This window comes from Bradyrhizobium sp. CCBAU 53340 (genome assembly GCF_015291645.1).
In the GTDB taxonomy this organism is placed as follows: domain Bacteria; phylum Pseudomonadota; class Alphaproteobacteria; order Rhizobiales; family Xanthobacteraceae; genus Bradyrhizobium.
This window is the reverse complement of the sequence record NZ_CP030055.1, coordinates 3,905,464-3,920,351: the sequence shown is the minus strand read 5'-3', so window position 1 is coordinate 3,920,351 and position 14,888 is coordinate 3,905,464. Positions and strand designations below refer to the sequence as shown.

At 64.2% G+C, this 14,888-nt stretch carries 18 protein-coding genes and 1 riboswitch; of the genes, 5 read left to right on the top strand and 13 right to left on the bottom strand.

The genetic code is table 11. From position 1 onward, the window contains the following. Window positions 1–335: 335 nt before the first annotated feature. On the top strand, window positions 336–614 hold the full coding sequence (locus XH89_RS18630; protein ID WP_063706516.1) for a metal/formaldehyde-sensitive transcriptional repressor: 279 nt from the start codon (window positions 336–338) through the stop codon (window positions 612–614). Between the two features lie 5 nt (window positions 615–619). Continuing rightward, entirely contained in the window at window positions 620–1,696 is a 1,077-nt protein-coding gene (locus XH89_RS18625; RefSeq protein WP_194461927.1) for a nickel/cobalt efflux transporter, read from the top strand. A 167-nt stretch (window positions 1,697–1,863) separates the two neighbouring features. Here the strand turns inward: XH89_RS18625 and XH89_RS18620 are convergent, their stop codons facing one another. Then, a complete protein-coding gene (locus XH89_RS18620) occupies window positions 1,864–2,265 on the bottom strand; it encodes a MerR family transcriptional regulator (protein WP_194461926.1) in 402 nt (133 codons plus the stop codon). Window positions 2,266–2,350: 85 nt separating this feature from the next. On the opposite strand from XH89_RS18620, the gene XH89_RS18615 reads away from it, so the two are divergent. Both XH89_RS18615 and XH89_RS18610 read left to right on the top strand, forming a co-directional pair. Continuing rightward, entirely contained in the window at window positions 2,351–2,791 is a 441-nt protein-coding gene (locus tag XH89_RS18615; RefSeq protein ID WP_194461925.1) for a hypothetical protein, read from the top strand. Further along, window positions 2,791–2,931, top strand: coding sequence for a hypothetical protein (locus XH89_RS18610; RefSeq protein ID WP_194461924.1), 141 nt, complete (start codon window positions 2,791–2,793; stop codon window positions 2,929–2,931). Before XH89_RS18615 ends, XH89_RS18610 begins: the two co-directional genes overlap by 1 nt. Here XH89_RS18610 and XH89_RS18605 read toward each other — a convergent pair. The 10 genes from XH89_RS18605 to XH89_RS18560 form a co-directional block, all read right to left on the bottom strand. Continuing rightward, window positions 2,919–3,680: a CbtA family protein gene (locus XH89_RS18605; protein WP_194461923.1), complete on the bottom strand. Its 762-nt coding sequence runs from the start codon at window positions 3,678–3,680 to the stop codon at window positions 2,919–2,921. The genes XH89_RS18610 and XH89_RS18605 overlap by 13 nt on opposite strands. 10 nt (window positions 3,681–3,690) lie before the next feature. Then, entirely contained in the window at window positions 3,691–3,891 is a 201-nt protein-coding gene (locus XH89_RS18600; RefSeq protein WP_194461922.1) for a CbtB-domain containing protein, read from the bottom strand. A 3-nt stretch (window positions 3,892–3,894) separates the two neighbouring features. Then, a complete protein-coding gene (locus XH89_RS18595; protein ID WP_194461921.1) occupies window positions 3,895–4,185 on the bottom strand; it encodes a hypothetical protein in 291 nt (96 codons plus the stop codon). Next, window positions 4,182–4,760 carry a hypothetical protein gene (locus XH89_RS18590; protein ID WP_194461920.1) on the bottom strand — a complete coding sequence of 193 codons (579 nt, stop codon included), beginning with the start codon at window positions 4,758–4,760 and terminating at the stop codon, window positions 4,182–4,184. The genes XH89_RS18595 and XH89_RS18590 overlap by 4 nt, the downstream gene beginning before the upstream one ends. Before the next feature lie 128 nt (window positions 4,761–4,888). Beyond that, window positions 4,889–6,925 (bottom strand): TonB-dependent receptor plug domain-containing protein, encoded by a 2,037-nt coding sequence (locus XH89_RS18585; RefSeq protein WP_367401025.1) that lies wholly within the window; start codon window positions 6,923–6,925, stop codon window positions 4,889–4,891. Window positions 6,926–7,119: 194 nt separating this feature from the next. Further along, window positions 7,120–7,335: riboswitch (cobalamin riboswitch) on the bottom strand. Between the two features lie 75 nt (window positions 7,336–7,410). Next, complete coding sequence (locus XH89_RS18580) at window positions 7,411–7,632, bottom strand: hypothetical protein (RefSeq protein WP_194461918.1); 222 nt, start codon at window positions 7,630–7,632, stop codon at window positions 7,411–7,413. A 139-nt stretch (window positions 7,633–7,771) separates the two neighbouring features. Next, complete coding sequence (locus XH89_RS18575) at window positions 7,772–8,032, bottom strand: hypothetical protein (protein WP_194461917.1); 261 nt, start codon at window positions 8,030–8,032, stop codon at window positions 7,772–7,774. A 116-nt stretch (window positions 8,033–8,148) separates the two neighbouring features. Next, window positions 8,149–8,361 (bottom strand): hypothetical protein, encoded by a 213-nt coding sequence (locus XH89_RS18570; RefSeq protein WP_194461916.1) that lies wholly within the window; start codon window positions 8,359–8,361, stop codon window positions 8,149–8,151. A 215-nt stretch (window positions 8,362–8,576) separates the two neighbouring features. Beyond that, window positions 8,577–8,753, bottom strand: a complete 177-nt coding sequence (locus tag XH89_RS18565) for a hypothetical protein (RefSeq protein WP_194461915.1) — start codon at window positions 8,751–8,753, stop codon at window positions 8,577–8,579. A gap of 109 nt (window positions 8,754–8,862) precedes the next feature. Continuing rightward, the gene (locus tag XH89_RS18560; protein ID WP_194461914.1) at window positions 8,863–10,599 is read right to left on the bottom strand and encodes an adenylate/guanylate cyclase domain-containing protein; all 1,737 of its coding nucleotides are present in this window, start codon (window positions 10,597–10,599) and stop codon (window positions 8,863–8,865) included. Between the two features lie 323 nt (window positions 10,600–10,922). Here XH89_RS18560 and XH89_RS18555 point away from each other — a divergent pair, with 323 nt between their 5' ends. Then, window positions 10,923–13,121, top strand: a complete 2,199-nt coding sequence (locus XH89_RS18555; RefSeq protein ID WP_194461913.1) for a lytic transglycosylase domain-containing protein — start codon at window positions 10,923–10,925, stop codon at window positions 13,119–13,121. A 75-nt stretch (window positions 13,122–13,196) separates the two neighbouring features. Here the strand turns inward: XH89_RS18555 and XH89_RS18550 are convergent, their stop codons facing one another. Both XH89_RS18550 and XH89_RS18545 read right to left on the bottom strand, forming a co-directional pair. Then, window positions 13,197–13,553 carry a hypothetical protein gene (locus XH89_RS18550; protein WP_194461912.1) on the bottom strand — a complete coding sequence of 119 codons (357 nt, stop codon included), beginning with the start codon at window positions 13,551–13,553 and terminating at the stop codon, window positions 13,197–13,199. Next, window positions 13,550–13,738, bottom strand: a complete 189-nt coding sequence (locus XH89_RS18545; RefSeq protein WP_194461911.1) for a hypothetical protein — start codon at window positions 13,736–13,738, stop codon at window positions 13,550–13,552. The genes XH89_RS18550 and XH89_RS18545 overlap by 4 nt, the downstream gene beginning before the upstream one ends. Window positions 13,739–14,888: the final 1,150 nt, after the last annotated feature.

The following is a 14,888-nucleotide window of genomic DNA, read 5'->3' as shown; positions in this document are numbered from 1 at the left end:
GTGATACCCTCGTGAAGATGACATCTCACAATCTCTGATTTCATGTCACAAGACGCGCGACCAGTTTTGCGAGGGCGCACTGAGATCGCGACTGAGTCGGCATCACTGCTTCCAAATCCGTCATCCTGAGGCGCGAGGCTTGCGATGCGAATGCAGCGCAAGGCGAGCCTCGAAAGATGTACGGCCCGGCTGCAAGCGGGCCGTCGCCCTTCGAGGGCCGCTGAAGAAGCGGCCACCTCAGGGTGACGGTGACAGATAGGAATTCGCGACGACGGAGCTTCACATGACGGCAAGCGCGCATTGACTCGTATAGGGTACCCCCCTATCTTACTTGCATGTCTCACACCATCAAGCACAAGTCGAAGCTCATCGGCCGCGTCAGGCGCATCAAGGGTCAACTCGAGGCCGTCGAGCGCGCGCTGGAGTCGGAGATCGGCTGTGCCGACGTGCTGATGCTGGTGGCTTCGGTGAAAGGCGCGATCAGCGGTCTGACCACCGAGCTGCTGGAAGACCACATCCGACATCATGTCGTGGATCCCGCGCACGAGAAGGATCCGGAGAAGGCCAAGGGCGCCGCCGACCTCATCGACGTCGTCCGAACCTATTTGAAGTGAACGCGATGACCGACCTGTCTCACCTGCTCCAGCAGAGCAGCGCACACGCATGGCTGTTCGTGCCCAGCGCGATCCTGCTCGGCGCGCTGCACGGCCTCGAGCCCGGGCATTCCAAGACGATGATGGCGGCGTTCATCATCGCAGTCAGAGGCACCGTGCTCCAGGCCGTGCTGCTCGGCCTGTCGGCGACCATCTCCCATACCGCTGTTGTCTGGGCGGTCGCGCTCGCGGGATTGTACTTCGGCCAGGAATTATCAGGCGAACGCAGCGAGGCCTGGCTGCAGCTGGTGTCCGCCGCCATCATCGTCGGCATCGCCGGCTGGATGGTCTGGCGCACCTGGCGGGACCAGAGCCACGATCATGATCATCATCACCACCACGACGAGCCGCAATCCATCTCGCTCGCCGGCTTCGCGCTGCTGCTGGAGGTGTTCGAAGACGGCGTGCCGCCGCGCTGGCGGATCCGGAGCGAGAACGGCTCGCGTCCCGCTGCCGGCGACATCAGGGTGACCACCATCCGCGAGGACGGCTCGGAGCAGAGCTTCGCGTTCACTGCCCGCGATGGATATCTCGAAAGCGTCGATGAGATTCCCGAGCCGCATGCGTTCAAGGCACGAATCACCCTCGCCGGCGAGGCGACCGAACTGCTGTTTGAAGAGCATGGGCATGAGCACGATCATGACCACATCGATCTCGGCGACGAGGACGATGCGCATGCCCGCGCCCACGCCGCCGACATCCGCAAGCGCTTTGCCGGACGCACGGTCACCACGGCGCAGATCGTCCTGTTCGGTCTGACCGGCGGGCTGATCCCCTGCCCCGCCGCCATCACGGTGCTGCTGCTCTGCCTTCAGCTGAAGCAATTCAGCCTCGGCTTCGTCCTGGTGCTGTCCTTCGGCATCGGGCTCGCGATCACGATGGTGTCTTCAGGCGTTCTCGCCGCGCTCAGCCTGCGACACGTCGAACGCCACTGGGGCGGCTTCAGCCGCTACGCCCACCGCGCGCCCTATGTCTCGGCGGCCCTGATCGTCTTCGTCGGCCTCTACACGGGATGGACCGGCCTGCACGAACTGATGTCGTGACGGCCAGCGGGGTCAGCCTTTTGCACTCGCGGTTTTGTCGAGCGCGGCACGCAGGCCCTTGGCGAGCTTGGAAGTTGATGCCGATCGCGACACCCCATCGCCGACGCGGACTGGGCGAGCGATTGGTGGGCGCAAAGCGGCGGATGTCTGAAGCAAGCAGGCCGCCTTCAACCGCAATGCGCCTGACCTGGCTGTAGGATCACGCAGTCCGGCGCGGCGCTGCCGCAGCATGTCGTCTCGCAGCCGCTGACCAGCGCGGCCACTGTCGCTTCCAACGCTCTCAGCCCGGCGATCTTCTTTCTGATCGACCGGAGATGCTGCTCCGCGAACGTCTTCGTGTCGCTACAGGGCAAGCGCCGCTGCACCGAGGCGAGGATGTCTCTGATCTCGTCGATCGAAAAATCGAGATCGCGACAATGCCTGATCAGGCTGAGCGCCTTGACGTCGTCGCTGCCGTAAATGCGCTGGCCACCCTGTCGCGCCGGCGGTGCGAGCAGGCCGATGCTCTCGTAATAGCGGACCGTGGGGACGGAGACGCCGGCTACTTTGGCGAGGACGCCAATTCTCATGGAAGCTCTCACTTTTCGCTTGAACCTCAAGTGGCTTGAGGGCGTAGCGATCGGGTCCGAGACGCACAAGCATGAGGAGAATCACATGAGCGTTATTGGACCGTCGTGCAGCCTCCCCTCTGAGAGATCGGAGGGGTGCGCTTGCGCGGCCAAGACCGAGCCTGCCGGCGGCAAAGCCGCAGGCACGGCGGTCGCAACGGCCGTTGTCGCTGCGGCCTGCACGGCGTGCTGTGTGCTGCCCTTCACATTGCCCGCCGTCGTGCTCGCCAGCGCGGGCAGCGTGATCACGGTGCTGGACCATGCTCACGGGCTGATGACGGGGCTGTCGATCGCCGTCGTGCTCTGCGCTTGGGGCTGGATCGTGTGGCGGTCGCGGAGAACGGGTCTGAAGATCAGACCGTCAGTGCTGGCGGCGATGTGTGCGGCGACCGTGCTGACGGCGACGGCTGCGCTGTGGCCAATAATGGAGTATGCCGTCTTTCACGCGCTCGGCGCTGCCAAGAAGCCAAAGGTCCCGGCGAACTGATGGACGCCCTCACGACCTTCGGGCTGCTGTCGGTCAGCGCGACTTACGGCTTTCTTCAGGGCGCCTGGCCGTTCGGCCTTATCGAGACGGTGTGGACGGCTGTCGCGCTACAGCGCTGGCGCAAGCTTCAGGCGCGCTGATCGAAGCGCACGAACACTGCGCTCGTCAGACCGCCGAGCAGGGTCCAGAACACCAGGCTCGTCACCGTCGCCGCGGTGACGAACTGGTGCATCAACGACGACGGCACGTTGGTCTCGATATTGGCGAGCTCCGGCGCGCCGATCAGATGCGGCAGGATCAGCAGGATCACGCCTGATATCGCGGCCGGCACCGTGCGGCGGAAGACGATCAAAGCGAGCCCTCCCGCTGTCGCCAGCACGGCAGCCAGCCACCAGATCTGGCGCGACAGCAGCGGCGCGGCGGGCACGCCCGGCAGCTCGGGCGGCAGGCCGAGCCCGGGCGCCAGCGTGAAGACGGCGAAGCCCGCCAGGCCCCAGAGCAGGCCTTCATGCCAGGACACGCTCGCGCCGGTGGCGCCGCTGCGCACGGCAAAAAAGCCGGCAAGGAGAAGCGCGAAACCGATCGCAGTCAGGATGTTGGCGGCGGCGGTGTAGGCATTGCGCTCAAAGCCGTCGCGCGGCTCCCAGGCTCCGGCGCCATGGTCGTGGTCGCCATGGTCGTGGGCCGCATGGTCATGGTCGGCGTGGTCATGCCCGGCTGCAACCGGCTGCGCCGCGGCGTCATGCTGGTGCGACTCCGCCGCCTTCTCGAAGACTTCCGCCTTCAGGATCAGGGGAACGGTGCCGACCTGCTGGACGACCGTGACGACGAGACCGACGATGAAACCTGATATGACCGACGCGAAGACGATCGCGCGAAACGTGCTCATGCCGTCTCGGTTAGTGGCAGGGGAATGCGTTCGAGTGGCGCACGTCGTGGGCCGCGTTGTGGACGACGTCGATATGGGAGAAGCCGACCATGCCAACGACGAACAGGCCGAGCACCATGGCCATCACAGCCTGCGACAGCCGTCCCACCTGCCCGGCGGCGACCGGAAGGGTGACCTGAACCTGGGCGTTGGCGAGCTGGGACTGGCTCATGTTCTATTCTCCATTGGCGATTTGGGGGTCTTGTAGCAGCTTCCGGGCGATGTCGCGACTGGTAAGATGCAGACTTGTCCCGGGCAAAATGCCCCGGCGGGCGATCTTGGCGTCGGCGGCGCCCCGAAACACCGCCTCGAACCGCCGGAAATAGGCAAGGCAGGCCTCCGGCAAGGGCTCGGCGCCGAGCAATGTCCGGAAGGCGCCGCGGTGCACGGCACAGATCGCGCCGTGACCGGTGACGGGAAACACCAGCGATGCGATGTCGTCGCGCCAATGGACCTCGCTGCTCAAGCTGTCGCGCGTCCCCGTCCGAGCGGATCGAGCAGACGGATGATTTCACAGGCGGCGACAAGGCCGACGAGCCAGACCGCGCTGGTCAACCCGATCCGCGTCACGATCGCGGCGGTGAAAGCGCCCGCTCCGCCGAGGACCGGCGTCGCCGCGAACAGCGCCAGCTCATAGGCGCCATAGGCGGCTACAAGCGCCAACGCCAGCATCAATGCCGTACGGCCCTGCGGCAGCGAACGGAGCACCGTCGACGCAGCGGCCGTCGCCACAAGCGCAACAGCGCCGATGACGAAACCCCAGGCGATGGTGCCGGCATCGACGGGATAATGCAGCGCGCCGAACCCGATGCACTGGTTCACGAGCCATGTCCCGGTTACGACCAGCAGCGCCGGACGCAACGGCAGCGCGGCCGCGGCCATGACGGCGAACGCCGCAAACGGTATCGCGCAGGCGAACGCAAAGCTTGCGAGCGCGCACGCCACAGTCAGCAGCGCAAAACAGAACATCGACGCATGGCGCGGCTCGACCGGGCGGAGCCGGACACGATCGGCACGCGGCGACAGGATAGTGACAGTCATGGAATGATCTCCTTGCGGGATTGATAGCATATTTTGCGGAAGCGCAGCAGCAGGTCCGGGACCAGCAAGCCGGCACGCGAGCCAGTCCACGCGCGGATCAGATTTGGTCATGGGATTCCTCGCTTCCGCTATCTGACGTCATAGGTCGCGAGGCGAATGCCGGCGTAGACACCGAGGCCCGGCTGCAGAAAGCCGGTCGGATTTTGATAATGCACATTGGCAAGGTTATCGATCCGGCCGAACGCCTTGAGCTGATCGGTGATCAGGTATTCCGCGGCCAAATTGGCGACGGTGTAAGCCGGAGCCAGGAGACGCGGAATGCTGAAGTCGCGGCTGCCGTCGACGAAGCTCCCCACGTGCAACACCGTTGCCGACACTGTCAGCCGATCGACCGGATTCCAGATGAGGTTTACACTCCACTTTTCTTTCGGACGCCTGAGGAGCTCCAGCCCCGCCGTCGCATCGACGGCGCGGGTGAAGGTGTAATCGGCGCGAAGACGCAAACGATCGGTGATCGCAGCCGCGACGAAGCTTTCAGTGCCTTCCGTGATCGCCTTGCCGATATTCACGCTCGTGCTGGTGAACGTCGCGGGGTCGAACGCGCTCTGGATCAGGCCCGTGATGTCGTTGCGGAAGTAGGTCGAGCCGAAGCGAACGCGATCGCCGAACAAGGGCTGCTCGAAGCCGGCGTCGTAGCCAATGCTTTCTTCGGGCTTGAGGTTTGGATTGGCAAAGAAGAAGAACGCGGGAAAGCTGACATAGAGCTGATTGAGCGTCGGCGCCTTGAATCCCGTGCCGTAGCTTGCCTTGAACTTCGTATCCGTGACCGGCACGATCATCGCAGAGGCCAGGCGAAAGGTCGGGTGCTCGCCAAACCGCTCGTTGTCATCCTGCCGGACATTGGCCGTGACGAAGACCCGATCCCGGAGCTGGGACTGCAACCCCGTATAGCCGGCCTTGTTGACGTTTTGCGCGGAGACCGTCGCGGTTTGCAGAGTTTCGGTCTCGTGCTCCGCACCGATGATCACATAGTTATTGGGCGCAAGCTCAGTCGTGGTGTGCCAATCGTACTTGACACGATCGCCGGTCGTCATGGTCGGCATCGCGTCACCGGGCGAGATGTCGTCGTTGCGGTGATTGGTGTAGTTGACACCGACATAGCTCTTCATCCGCTCATCGAGCGCGGACCAGATCGCCTCTCCCCGCGTGAAGAGCTGGTGCACCGTCTGCGTGCTTTGCGCAGCCGCGGGAAAACTCGCCAATGTCACGGGATCAAACCTGTCGCCCGTAAAGTGCAGCGTGGCATCGGTGTACCGCGCAACGGCATTGAGCGTCACGGATTCGCTGACATCGGCGCCAAGCTTGGTCGAATAGGTCGTGTTGTCGTAATGGTTGCCGATCGCCTTCTGACCAGGCGGCAGCAGTTCGACGGGCGTCACCGGTACGTCGCTGGCGCGAAAATGCGCGACGTTGAAGGCGTAGTTGAAGTGATCTTGCGAACCGCTCAGCCCGGTCGTCTGGTTGAACGTACCGAACGAGCCTGCTTCGACCGAGCCCGTCGCGCGCGCCGGACCGTCGCCCTTCCGTGTCACCATGGAGATCACTCCGCCCAGCGCGTCGGCGCCGTAGAGACCGCTCTGCGGACCGCGCAACACTTCGATCTGCTCAAGGTCGGAGGTGAGCAGCTTGCCGAGATCGAACGAGCGGTTCGGGCTGCTGGAATCGCTGACGTCGATGCCGTCGATCAGCACCTTGGTATGATTTGAATTCGTTCCACGCATGAAGATCGACGTCTGTCCGCCTGGCCCGCCGGTCTGGACGAGATTGAGCCCTGGAACGGCGCTGAGCGCGTCGGACGCCGTTCGGCGCTGATCGCGCTCCATGTCCCGGGCGGTCAGGACCGTGACCGAGTTCGCAACCAGATTGGTCGGCGTGACCACGCCCGTTGGGCTGACGACGACAGTCGGAAACAAATTGGCGGCAGACACGCCGGCAACAGGGGGCGGCGCCGGCAGCGCTTCGGGTTTCGGCGGCAGAGCGCGGCGCCTCTGCACCGGCCTGTCAGGGTTACGCTGCCCGCCCAGCGGCTTGGCTGGACGTTCGGTTGACGCGACATCGATCGGCGGCAGCAGGTTGGGCGATGCCGACTGCTGTGCCTGAACCACGGAAAGATCGAGTGAGCAAAGGGAAAACGACGCGACAAGGCCGGCGCTCAAGCGCCTGGCGGCAGGGACGATGCGGGACACTCTTGTAACCTCGGTATGACGTCAGTGGCACGTCACAGCGAACGAGGTTTCACGACGGAGCGCGAACTTGCTCCGGTGAAGCTAATGCCTGTACTCCCCGACCGACATCTTCGCGTGTGACCACGGCTGACGGCAGGTCTCCTGGCTCGCGGGTCGTGACCTCTACGTCGCCTTCCCAGGACCGAGATTCCCAGTGGCATATGACGAAAGATTCGCCGCTTACAGTTGCGGGGGCAGCCGCTGCTTTGAGACAATCCCGGCGTTGGGAAAATCCCGCACAACGTTCCCTTTTGATCTCCGTAAGGAGAACCGTCGCTGGGGAATTTACGGGTCGCGCCGAGGGAGAGTCAATCTGCGTGTTGAAACAGCGTCGAAGCACCGCACCGAAGGTTGCGCTGGCTCAATCAGACCGGCTCCCGCTCCGCATGCGTCCTGATCGTTGCACGTTCGCCGGCGTCGACGAGCTGGCCGATGCCGGTTCTCCCCGCGAGTGCGCAGCGGATAATATTCTCGGCAACCGATCGTCGGAAGCCATGGTCCTCGCCGCGGGGACGATTTCGGCAGACGCGGTCCAGCGCCAGCTTCATGTTGATCCGTGTGCGGGTGTCGAAATGTTCGCTGATCATGCGCCCGGTCCCGATTGCTTTGGTGTCGAGGCGGAAACGTCAGACGCGCGACCGCAGTTCCAAAACGGGTGGGCTATGCCCGCCCTCTCGACTTAGACGGGCGGGCGATGCCCGCCCTCTTGACCTCAAAACGGGCGGGCTAGGCCCGCCCTCTTGGCCGCTGCTGGGCCTGAGCCCAAGCCGTCTTGACGTCGCGCGGCGGAACATCGATGCGCTTGATTGGTGTGAGTTCACCGGAGGCGGAGATGATGGCGGTCTCCTCGCGGCGGCAACGCGGGCACACGAAGCGCACTTCGTGCGGCGAGGCCGACCAGCTCGACCGCTTGATATTGGCGGCCATCGGCCATGCCTCGCACTGCTGGCACGACACCAGAAACCGACCGGGATCGAGCATACCCATTCCAAAGGACTCCGCGTCCTGCCGCCCTCCTCTAATGACTAACCCATGTGAATCGTTCCGGTGTCCTGGCACCGCCAAGCGACTCAGCGCTCGCAGTTCCCCGGGGCGCGGCCGTCTCACCGCGCGCCGTGGAGCGTGCAGGCCGTCGAGCAGGTGACGGTGTTGCCGTGATCGCACGCCTTGCAGGCGGCAACGCACTGGCTCATGTCACGGGGATTGTAGGAGGTGTAGGTCCGCATCGGGCAGACCGGGGTCGAGCCCGTGACGTCCTGCTCCTGGTTGCAGGCTGCCGTCAGAAGCGCAAACATGATGACCGCAAGAAGACGCATGGGATGTGACCATCGCACGAGCAACGTTGGTGGGGAACGTTGCATCGCAACCTTGCCCCAGGCATTCCCATCGCCGGGAACCGCAACGCGCGAATCCCCGTCGTCATCAAGGATGCGACTCAAATGTTAAGAACGGATTGCGACCGCACGACCGCTCCCACAGGCGCGGATGCCAAGCATCGTGCCTTGTCTGTGGCCGCAACCTGCCGCCGCTGTCAGGCGGCAGCCCTGGTCGCGATCACCTGGCGCATGTCCACCGCGAGCTGGCGATACTGCTCCCCGAGCCTCAGATAGACTTCGCGCTTGGTGCTGTCGGTGGCGAGCTTGGCAATCAGCTCGCATTCGGCGGTGAGCGTCTCGAACCGTTCCAGCCTGTCCTCGAGTTCGGTCATCGGCGTGTCCCCATCAAACGCCACAAGGACAGCAAACCTAAGCCCGGGAAATGGGTCACGGCGAACATCGTTATGAAGTAGAAATAATTATTCGCCAGGACGCAGACGGCTATTTGCTGTCCATCCACCAGGCGCCGTCCCAATCGGCCGCCGGTGGGCTCGCCTCGAATTTTGCGATGCGGGCGAGCATGGTGCGCGCAGGACCGTCGCCGGGGCAGCTCTCCAGCGCAGCCTCGAACGCGGTGCGTGCGTCGTCGAAGCGGCACCCGCGATAGGCGGCAAGGCCTTCGGCATAGTGTTTTCGCAGATCCTCTTGCGCCGCGGTCAGTGCACCTGCCCTGCCCATCACCTCGAAGACCGCTTGCGGCGTGCTCTGGCCGGCCACGACAAGGCGATCGATCTCGCGCAGCTCGAGGTGCGCGCCGATGGCATCCGCCGTCGCCTGCGCGATCAGAATGCGGGTGCCGTAGACCTTGTTTGCGGCCTCGAGACGCGAGGCAAGGTTCACGGCATCGCCCATCACCGTAAAGCTCATCATCAGCTCGGAGCCGATGCTGCCGGTCAGGACTTCGCCGGTGGCAATGCCGATGCGCAGATCGCAGGCTACAGGCATGGTGCGGATGCCGAGCAGATCCGGCAACTGCTTCTGAAGCGCGGGCACCTGCTCGGCCATGTCGACGGCGGAAAGCCCCGCGAGCAGCGCCTGCTCGCCCTCCTCGATGAAGGGCGGGCCCCAATAGGACATGATGGCGTCGCCAATGTATTTGTCGATGACGCCGCGGTTGTTGCGGATCGGAGCCGACATCACCGTGAAGTAGTGGTTCATCACCTTGACGAGGCCGCGCGGGGTCATGCCCTCGCTCATCGAGGTGAATCCGCTCATGTCGGAGAACATGATGGTCATCACCCGGCGTTGGCCGTCGATGGCAACCTCGGGCCGGTCGATCAGGCCCTGCACCACCTTGGGATCGATGTAACGGCCAAAGGTCTCGCGAATGCGCTCGTTGTGACGCAGCTGCTCGATCATGCGGTTAAAGGCAGCCGCGAGCTCGCCGATCTCGTCCTGGGTCGAGACGGTGATGCTCTTGTCGAAGCGGCCGGCCTCGACCTCGCGGGCACCGGCGAGCAGCAGCCGCACCGGGCGGGTGATGCCGCCGGAGACGAGCAACGCAAAGGCAAATCCGACAACGGCTGCGAGCAGCGTCACGACGCCGGAGACGATGATCGCCTGCCGCTGGTGGCCGACCACTGTCGATGTGCTCGCGTAGACCTGCTTGAGCATGTCGGCGCGGACCGCATCGATCCTCTGGTTGAACTGATCGCGCAGCACATCAATGTGCTCCAGCGTCCCGCGCGCCTCCGGCATCTGCTTGGCGTCGATCTGCTTGAGGAGTTTGGCGTGGTCCTCATTCATGCCCTGGCGCAGCTCGGTCACGGCGGTCTCGATGCGCGTGTCGATCCGCGCCAGCGCGGCATTGTCCGATGGTGTCCTGGGATCCTCGATGATCGCGTTGATGAGCTTTTGCGCGCCTGACGTCTCTTCCTCGATCTTGCGGTCGGCTTCCTCGAACTCCTTCAGGCGCGCGGCATAGGCCTGCTCGTCCGAAACGTCCTGCATCTTCGCCATCACCATCCGCCGCAACGCCACCGACCGCTCCAGCGAGCGGATATTGGCCCGCGCCAGATCTCCATAGGCCGGGATGTAGCGGTTGGTCAGCTCGTCGAGGAGAACGCCGACCTGGCTCGACATCACCATCGACAGGATCGAGGTGATGAGCATCAGGACGATCAATCCGAGGGCGATGCCGACGATCTTGCGCCGGATCGACTGGTTGAAAAGCGGCATGAAGGGCAAAAGCTGACAAGAAGGGATCTATGGAACTCAATACACCGGATTTTCGCCGGGGAACACGCGCAATCGACCCATCCGTGGCGCCCGGAGCCGCCCGCAACCGTCGCGCGAGGCCGGTCGTTAACAAAGGTTAAAGATCCTGCCACTTCCGCCGTTTCAGGAGTTCCCTGGCTCCAATCCGTATTTTGCCGCATTGTTGAACGAGCGTGAGGAATGCGAAACGATGTCATGGCATCGTTTTGGTGTCATTGATTGATTCTCAAGCCGCATGTCGTCGCGGACCTTGGTTTGTAGTGGTTTCGCAGGGGGACCATCGAATGAACCAGTGCCTACGCTCGCTCGCGTGTGTCGTTGCCGTGGCCGCTTTGGCCCTTGTTCCCACCGAGCTGGCAGCGAAGAGCAGTCACAAATCATCCGCGTCCAAATCATCTGCGTCAAAGAAAACGCACGAAGCGAAAACCGGCAAGCAGCGGCATGCTGCGGCCAGCAGGCACGGCAAACATGCCGAGGCCAAGCGCAAATCGAAGAAGCAGGACGACGAACCCGCGGACAAGCCCGCGCCGCCGGCGCTAACCGGCGACCTCGCCGCGCTGAAGGACGCGATCGATCTCGCGCGCAAGGGCAAGACCGACGATGCGACCGCGGCGCGCGAGCGCATTGCCGATCCGGCCGGACAAAAACTCGCCGACTGGTTCATGCTGCGCCATTCCGAGAGCACAGCGCCTTTCAAGCGATACGCCGCCTTCCTCGCCGCCAATCCGGACTGGCCGAGCGCCGTGCTGCTGCGCAAGCGCGCGGAGGCGCGCCTGTGGCAGGAGAAGAGCGACGCAGCGACCGTGCACGCCTTCACGATGGACCGGCCGATCAGCGCCAAGGGCAATTTTGCGCTCGCCCGCGTGCTGATCGCCGAGGGCGACGGCGACCGGGCGACGCGGCTCGTGCGCGAGGCGTGGCGCTCGGAGGAATTGTCCGAGCGCAGCGAGGAGGATTCCTACGAAGCATTCCACGATCTGTTGCGGCCCGAGGATCATCGCGCCCGCATGGACAAGCGCCTGGGGGCCAAGGACTATGCCGGCGCACGGCGCGCCGCAAAACGCCTCGGCGAGGACGCACTCGCCATCGTCAAGGCCTGCGCCGCGGTCAATGGCAAGGAGACCAAGGCCAAGGACTATCTCGACGACGTCGCGGCGGACGCCCGCGGCGACCTCGGTTATGTCCTGTGCCGCGCGCAATGGCACCTCCAGAAGGATCATATCGACGATGCCGCCGAGCTGATCCTGGCGGCCGCGCCCGACACCATGGCGGCCCAGGACACTGATGCCTGGTGGCGCGAGCGCCGCCTGCTCGCGCGAAAGCTGCTCGACCAGGGCAAGTCCAGGACGGCCTATGAGGTGGTGCGCGCGGCTGCGGTGCCGGCGATGGAGGTTTACCGCGTCGACTATCACTTCATGTGCGGCTGGATCGCGCTGCGCTATCTCAACGATCCCAGGACGGCGATTGCGCACTTCGCCGCGATCGACGAAGGCTCCGCCAATCCGATCGCGCTGTCGCGCGCCCATTACTGGCGCGGCCGCGCCGCTGAAGCCATGGGAGCCACAGCCGATGCGCAGCAGAGCTACAAGGCCGCCGCGCGCTATCCGACCGCCTATTACGGCCAGCTTGCCCGTGCACGGCTCGGCCTGGAGGGGCTAGAGCTGCGCGCGCCCTCGCCCGTGCTGGCCGCAGCTGACACGCCGGCCGCGGACGAACGCGTGCACGCCGCCGACATGCTCTATGCCATCGGCGAGCGCGACGTGGTGCTCTACTACGCCGAGGATTTCGCCAAGGAGAGCACCGACGTCGCGGCGCTCGGGGCGCTTGGCGAGCTCGCCGGCCAGCGCAACGACGCGCGCGTGATGCTGGAGGTCGGCAAGTCGGCGCTTGCCCACGGCCTCGCGCTCGACCATTACGCCTTCCCCACGATCGGCATCCCCGAACACAAGCAGGTCGCGCCCGCGATCGAGACCAGCGTGATCTATTCGGTGGCGCGCACCGAGAGCTCGTTCGACCAGCGCGACAAGTCGTCAGCCAATGCGGTCGGCCTGATGCAGGTGACGCCGGAAGCCGGCCGTGACACCGCAAAGCGGTTCGGCCTGACCTATGATTGGGACAAGATGGTCTCCGATCCCGTCTACAACACGCAGATGGGCGCCGCCGAGCTCAGCGCGCTCCTGTCGGAATATCGCGGCAACCAGATCATGACCTTCGCCGGCTACAATGCCGGTCGCGGCCGCGTGCGCGAATGGGTGCAGGCGCATGGCGACCCCAGAGACCCCAATGTCGATCCGGTCGACTGGGTCGAGCGCATCCCGCTCTCGGAAACCCGCAATTACGTCCAGCGCGTGATGGAGAACGTGCTGGTCTACCGCGCACGGTTCGAGAGCAGCGGCGCGGTGGCCGGCAAGAGCGATCAGCGCGTGGTGACGGACCAGACCGGTGCAGCCGCCCCCGTGGCGGCCGCAGCACCCGCTCCCTAGTCGACGCCGCCGGGGCTGGATGGCGCGCCTGCGAGGTTACGTTGCTGCGGCTTCCACGCGACTGCGGCCGCGCAGCTAGGTGTCACCTCCTTCCGTCGTGATCAGGTCGCGACCGTCCAGGAATGCGCCGGTCAAGGCTCTCGCGACGGTCCAGATCTGTATCGTGCAGCTCCAGCACGAGACGGCACTCAGGACCGCAAACATCTCCATCATGCTGCGAGCGGCGGCCTCGATATTCCCGGCAGCAAGCTCTGCGGGCATCGGCCATTGCATCAACAGCGTGGCGAGCTCGCCTCGCCGGTAGCAGTCGTAGTCACAGTAACGCAGCTGCGTCCGCACGTGCCGGACGTAACCGGACTGGATCGGCCGCGAGCATGCGCTGCACGCGGCCGTGCGCAACGGAGGTTCGTGATTGACCAGCACGAATTTCATGAAGCCGCCCTCACGCGGTCTTGCGCCAGGGCCTCGCAGAACAACGCGTAGCACTGATGGTCGCAGTAAGGCAGACGGGTCGCAATCTCACGAAGATAGCTGCCGCTGATGGTCTCGCAGCACTGCATGCACCAGGTTTGCCGGAACGGAGTCCGGTCGTTCACGAGCACGAACGCGAATCTCATGTGGCACCTCCCAAGGCGAAGCAGTAAACGCTGTCGAGCGGAGAGAGTGCGGGCGGTGGAGCGCAAAGGTGGTTTCGGCCGTCTGGATTATCCCTGTTTCGCTCCACTTTTTGCGGCGGGATCAGAATGTATCTCCCGTCCTCCCTACGCCGTGCATAGATATGGCCGTCGACGTACTTGATCTCGGTCGGGTAGCAATCGGCGCTGTTGCAGCAACTGAGGCTCGGGTTATCCGGCATGTGCCAGGTCGAATAGAACTTTTCGTGCAGCGCCTGGTCCTGGGGTGGGTGCTGGCGATGGGCAGCACCGTGTTCCGCTTCCTGCGCCTGGACAATCGTGGCGGAGCAGAGGAGAACGATCGAGCACATGAGCTTGCAACGGCGATTCAAGACACGGACTCCCGGATCAGACCTGCGCGACGATCTCAGCTCTCTAATTCAGCCTCACGCGAACTGAGCCCGAAACAACCACCGACGGTCGCGCTCGCGGCGTGTGCGGAAGCGATCGACGCACGTCTTGGAGCAGAGCGCGGTGCGCCACGAGTAGTAGCGGATCAGACCAAATTTGCTGCCACACAGCGCGCAGCCATTGGCTGAAGAGCAGCGTTCGGACTGGGACGGGCCACGCTCAAGGGGTACGGATGCATCGCACATTGTTGTCTCCCTCTGTCGTCGCTAGCGCTTTTGCCAGTTCGTTCTCTTCGACCTCTCGCGGGTCGTGAATTGCGGCGATCGCGGTTGCGTGTCGAGAAGAGCGGCGGCCTCGCCCAAATGCTTTCAGACCGGTTCTCATATGCTCGCCGCGATTGGCGGATCGACACTGCCGATTGGTCGTGAGGGTAGTCCGCCGGGTACGAAGCGCTCAATTGTACGGAGGTAAATGATCGACATGACTAGGATTGGACGAGCTATACGTAGGTTTGTCCGTAATTGCCCGGAGCTGGCGCATTCGATCACGCTCAACGAGACGGCGCACGATGCTCCGGCTGCACGTGCACCGTGAAAGACTTTGCCGGCGTGGCGTGCCTGACGCGCCGTGATGGCCAGGGCGGCGGCGGTCAAGTCGAAGGCGAAAGGTCGTCCCCCCTCATCCGACTTTGGCCGGATTTGCTCCTCTCATGGCAACGTGCTCTACTCGTCTTCACGCAGAG

Coding starts and splice junctions, on each gene's coding strand:
- XH89_RS18605 (WP_194461923.1), bottom strand. CDS start 3,680: ATGAGCACGTTTCGCGCGATCGTCTTCGCGTCGGTCATATCAGGTTTC.
- XH89_RS18550 (WP_194461912.1), bottom strand. CDS start 13,553: ATGAAATTCGTGCTGGTCAATCACGAACCTCCGTTGCGCACGGCCGCG.
- XH89_RS18630 (WP_063706516.1), top strand. CDS start 336: ATGTCTCACACCATCAAGCACAAGTCGAAGCTCATCGGCCGCGTCAGG.
- XH89_RS18555 (WP_194461913.1), top strand. CDS start 10,923: ATGAACCAGTGCCTACGCTCGCTCGCGTGTGTCGTTGCCGTGGCCGCT.
- XH89_RS18575 (WP_194461917.1), bottom strand. CDS start 8,032: ATGGGTATGCTCGATCCCGGTCGGTTTCTGGTGTCGTGCCAGCAGTGC.
- XH89_RS18565 (WP_194461915.1), bottom strand. CDS start 8,753: ATGACCGAACTCGAGGACAGGCTGGAACGGTTCGAGACGCTCACCGCC.
- XH89_RS18570 (WP_194461916.1), bottom strand. CDS start 8,361: ATGCGTCTTCTTGCGGTCATCATGTTTGCGCTTCTGACGGCAGCCTGC.
- XH89_RS18580 (WP_194461918.1), bottom strand. CDS start 7,632: ATGATCAGCGAACATTTCGACACCCGCACACGGATCAACATGAAGCTG.
- XH89_RS18610 (WP_194461924.1), top strand. CDS start 2,791: ATGGACGCCCTCACGACCTTCGGGCTGCTGTCGGTCAGCGCGACTTAC.
- XH89_RS18590 (WP_194461920.1), bottom strand. CDS start 4,760: ATGACTGTCACTATCCTGTCGCCGCGTGCCGATCGTGTCCGGCTCCGC.
- XH89_RS18600 (WP_194461922.1), bottom strand. CDS start 3,891: ATGAGCCAGTCCCAGCTCGCCAACGCCCAGGTTCAGGTCACCCTTCCG.
- XH89_RS18560 (WP_194461914.1), bottom strand. CDS start 10,599: ATGCCGCTTTTCAACCAGTCGATCCGGCGCAAGATCGTCGGCATCGCC.
- XH89_RS18545 (WP_194461911.1), bottom strand. CDS start 13,738: ATGAGATTCGCGTTCGTGCTCGTGAACGACCGGACTCCGTTCCGGCAA.
- XH89_RS18615 (WP_194461925.1), top strand. CDS start 2,351: ATGAGCGTTATTGGACCGTCGTGCAGCCTCCCCTCTGAGAGATCGGAG.
- XH89_RS18625 (WP_194461927.1), top strand. CDS start 620: ATGACCGACCTGTCTCACCTGCTCCAGCAGAGCAGCGCACACGCATGG.
- XH89_RS18620 (WP_194461926.1), bottom strand. CDS start 2,265: ATGAGAATTGGCGTCCTCGCCAAAGTAGCCGGCGTCTCCGTCCCCACG.